Origin of the sequence: Kitasatospora putterlickiae, assembly GCF_039527695.1 — a bacterium.
Taxonomy (GTDB): Bacteria; Actinomycetota; Actinomycetes; order Streptomycetales; family Streptomycetaceae; genus Kitasatospora; species Kitasatospora putterlickiae.
Window position 1 is genome coordinate 17834 of sequence record NZ_BAAAKJ010000236.1, and the last position, 3606, is coordinate 21439.

General features: G+C 72.2%; 3 protein-coding genes and 1 pseudogene. 2 read left to right on the forward strand and 2 right to left on the reverse strand.

The features are described from left to right. Together ABD308_RS23780 and ABD308_RS23785 are read right to left on the reverse strand one after the other, a co-directional pair. Positions 1 to 349 (reverse strand): annotated as a pseudogene (locus ABD308_RS23780) (FAD-dependent oxidoreductase); the annotation flags it as partial. Between the two features lie 32 nt (positions 350 to 381). Further along, on the reverse strand, positions 382 to 570 hold the full coding sequence (locus tag ABD308_RS23785) for a ferredoxin (protein WP_344338384.1): 189 nt from the start codon (positions 568 to 570) through the stop codon (positions 382 to 384). Between the two features lie 309 nt (positions 571 to 879). Here ABD308_RS23785 and ABD308_RS23790 point away from each other — a divergent pair, with 309 nt between their 5' ends. After that, complete coding sequence (locus ABD308_RS23790; protein WP_344338386.1) at positions 880 to 2235, forward strand: glutamine synthetase family protein; 1356 nt, start codon at positions 880 to 882, stop codon at positions 2233 to 2235. Between the two features lie 32 nt (positions 2236 to 2267). Continuing rightward, entirely contained in the window at positions 2268 to 3554 is a 1287-nt protein-coding gene (locus ABD308_RS23795; RefSeq protein ID WP_344338387.1) for a cytochrome P450, read from the forward strand. Positions 3555 to 3606: the final 52 nt, after the last annotated feature.

A 3606-nucleotide genomic window follows, 5' to 3' on the forward strand; every position in this document is an offset into this window, starting at 1 on the left:
GGCCCTGGGGGCCGGGGCAGCGCAGCCGCCGGGGCCGCATGCCGGTGGCCGCGACCAGGCCGTCGAAGGCGAGCCGCGTGCCGTCGTCGAGGGTGAGGGTGCGGGCTTCGAGGTCGGCGGAGGCGACGGCGCGGCCCAGCCGCCACCGCACGTCCTCGACGGCGGGGCGGGGGCGGAAGGTGAGCGATGCGAAGGAGGCCTTGCCGGCGAGCACCTCCTTGGAGAGCGGGGGGCGGTTGTAGGGCATGTGGGGCTCGTCGCCGACGACGACGATCTCCTCGCTCCAGCCGGCGGCGCGCAGTTGCTCGGCGGCGCGCAGGCCGCCGAGGGAGGCGCCGGCGATCACGATCCGGCGGTCGCCGGTGTCCGCGGGCACGGCGCTCAGTTCTCGACCGAGATGGCCTGCAGCGGGCACACGTCGGCGGCGTCCTCGACGTCCGCGCGCAGGGCCTCGTCCGGCTCGTCGACGAACGCCAGGCGTCCGCCCTCGTCCATCCGGAACACGTCGGGCGCGGCGAAGACGCACTGGCCGTGGTCCTGGCACTTGTTCATGTCAACGACGACCTTCATCGCTGTTCCTCCTGGGTGGCACGAGGGTGGGGGCAACACGCGAGGTGTTGTTTGATTCCAAACAACATAGGGAGCCGACCACCCCCGGTCAATAGCTATCCAAGCGGATAGAAAATCCGCCGCACACTCTTGCCAGGAGGGGGGACGAACCTTACGGTTTGGTGCCAAACGAGGGTCCGCCCCGCCGGCCGGCCTTCCCACGGCCGAACCGCGTTCCCGTGCCGGGCCTCGTTGCCGCCCCACCCCCCTCCCCCACCCCCACCTCCTTCGGGCCCCGTGCCCGGGGAGCCCCGTACGAGGAGTCCGTCGGTGAGCGCTCAACAGACCCCCCAGCTCCGGAACCACCTGGACCGGCTCGCCGCCGAGGGCGTCGACGTCGTCCGCGTGGTCTACCCGGACCTCATCGGCGTCGACCGGGCGCGCGACGTCCTGCTGGAGCACCTGCCCTCCGCCTGCGGCCACGGCCTCGCCTTCTGCCGCGGCGTCTACGCCACCACCCCTCGGGGCGACGTGGTCGACGTCGCCGGCGGTCTGGACGCGGGACTGCCCGACGTGACCGTGCGCCCCGACCTGTCCACCCTCGCCCCGCTGCCCTGGGAGCCGGGCGTGGCCTGGTGCCTGGGCGACACCACCGACCCGGCCACCGGCCTGCCCTGCCCCGAGTCGCCGCGCGACCTGCTGCGCTCCGTGCTGGGCCACTGGTCGCGGCTGGGCCTGCGCCCGGTGATCGGACCGGAGCTGGAGTACTACCTGTGCGACCCGGCCCCCGGGACGCCGGCCGGCTGGCGCCCCTACGCCGCCTCGTCCGGCGACGTCTACAGCGCCGGCCTGCGCGGGGACCCGGACCGCCACCTGCTGCGCGCCCTGCGCCACCTGCGCGACCTCGGCCTCGGCGCCACCGCGGGCAACCACGAGTTCTCCGGCGGCCAGTTCGAGATCAACCTCACCCACTCCGAGGCCCTGGACGCCGCCGACCGCGCCTTCCGCTTCAAGGCCGCCGTCAAGGAGCTGGCCCGCGCCGAGGGAAGGCTCGCCACCTTCATGGCCAAGCCCTTCAACGAGGAGGGCGGCTCCGGCTTCCACCTCCACTTCTCGGCCCTGGACGACTCCCAGCGCAACGCCTTCGACGACCCCGAGGGCCGCGACGGGCTGTCGGACACCGCCCGGCACGCCGTCGCGGGCATCCTCGCGCACGCCCCGGCCCTCGCCGCGCTGCTCAACCCGACCGTCAACTCCTACAAGCGCTTCGGCCCCGACACCCTCGCCCCCTGGCTGATCGACTGGGGCCTGGACAACCGCAGCACGATGGTGCGCGTCCCCCCGGAGCGCGGCGCGGGCTCCCGGCTGGAAGTGCGCCTCGGCGACGCCAGCGCCAACCCCTACCTGGCGGTCGCGGCCACCCTCGCGGCGGCCCTGCTGGGCATCCGGGACGCCAAGGAGCCCGACGTCCCGCTGGAGGGCTACGGCTACGACCCCACCCGGTCGCCCGTCCTGCCGATGAGCCTCGGCGCCTCGCTCGACGCCCTGGAGGCCGACACCGAGCTCACCGGGCTGCTGGGGGCCGGCTTCACCTCCGCCTTCCTCTCCTACAAGCGCGACGAACTCCAGCGCTTCCAGCGGCACGTGACCGACTGGGAGTTCACCGAGTACGCCTACCACCTCTGACCCGCCGCACGGACACCCCACGGAGCCGCACCATGACGATCGACACCCACACCCCCGACGTGCGCGAGCCACTGCCCCTGGAGGAGGTGGACCTGGCCGACAACGACAAGTTCCTCGACGGCGTCACCCCCTGGCGGATGTTCCACACCCTGCGCCACGAGGACCCGGTGCACTGGCAGCCCGAGGATGCCCCCAACTCCGGCTTCTGGGCCGCCACCCGGCACGCCGACATCGCCCGCGTCGACCGCGACCCGGAGACCTTCACCTCCACCCGGTTCGTCAACCTGGAGGAGGTCGACGACGACCAGATCAAGAAGCGCGCCTCCATCCTGGAGCTGGACGGCGTGCGCCACCGCGCGATGCGCAGCCTGCTGCAGCGCCAGTTCGGCGCCGGCGTCATCAACCAGTACGCGGACTTCCTGCGCGGCCTGACCGCCCGGACCCTCGACACCGCCTTCGCGAAGGGCCGCTTCGACTTCGTCGCCGACGTCTCGGCCGACTTCCCGATCAACGTCCTGGCCCGGCTGCTGGACGTCCCCGAGGACGACACCCAGCAGCTCATCGACTGGGGCAACCGCATCATCGGCAACACCGACCCGGACTACGCCGACGTCCTGCTGCACAGCGCGGAGAGCGAGAAGTACCGGGACCTGCCGTTCCGCTCCCCCGCCTCGCTGGAGGTCTTCGAGTACGGCCGGGAGCTGGCCCGGCAGCGGCGCGGCGGCAACGGCACCGACCTGGTCTCCAAGCTGGTCAACGAGACCCCGCGCGACGGTGTGCCGCTGTCCGCCCAGGACTTCGACAACTACTTCCTGCTGCTGGTCGTCGCCGGCAACGAGACCACCCGGCACTCCATCTCGCACTCCATGCTGGCGCTGATCCAGCACCCCGAGCAGCTCGACCGGCTGCGGCGGGACCCGTCGCTGATCCCGAACGCCGTCGAGGAGTTCCTGCGCTGGGCCTCCCCGGTGTACCACTTCCGCCGCACCGCGACCCGGGACGTGGAGCTCGGCGGGAAGCGGATCAAGGAGGGCGACAAGGTCGTCATGTGGTACGCCTCCGGCAACCGCGACGAGGAGGTCTTCGGGAACCCCTACGACTTCGACGTGACCCGCACCGACAACGACCACGTCACGTTCGGCAAGGGCAGCCCGCACCTGTGCCTGGGCAACCTGCTCGCCCGTACCGAGATCCGGATCATGTTCGAGGAGCTGATCCCCCGCATCGCCGACATCCGGCTCACCGGCGACGTCCCCCGGGTGCGCTCCAACTTCGTCAACGGCATCAAGAGGCTCCCCGTGGAGGTCACCCTCGCCTGATCCGCCGGCCCGGGTATGACGGAGCGGACCGGCCGCACACGCGGCCGGTCCT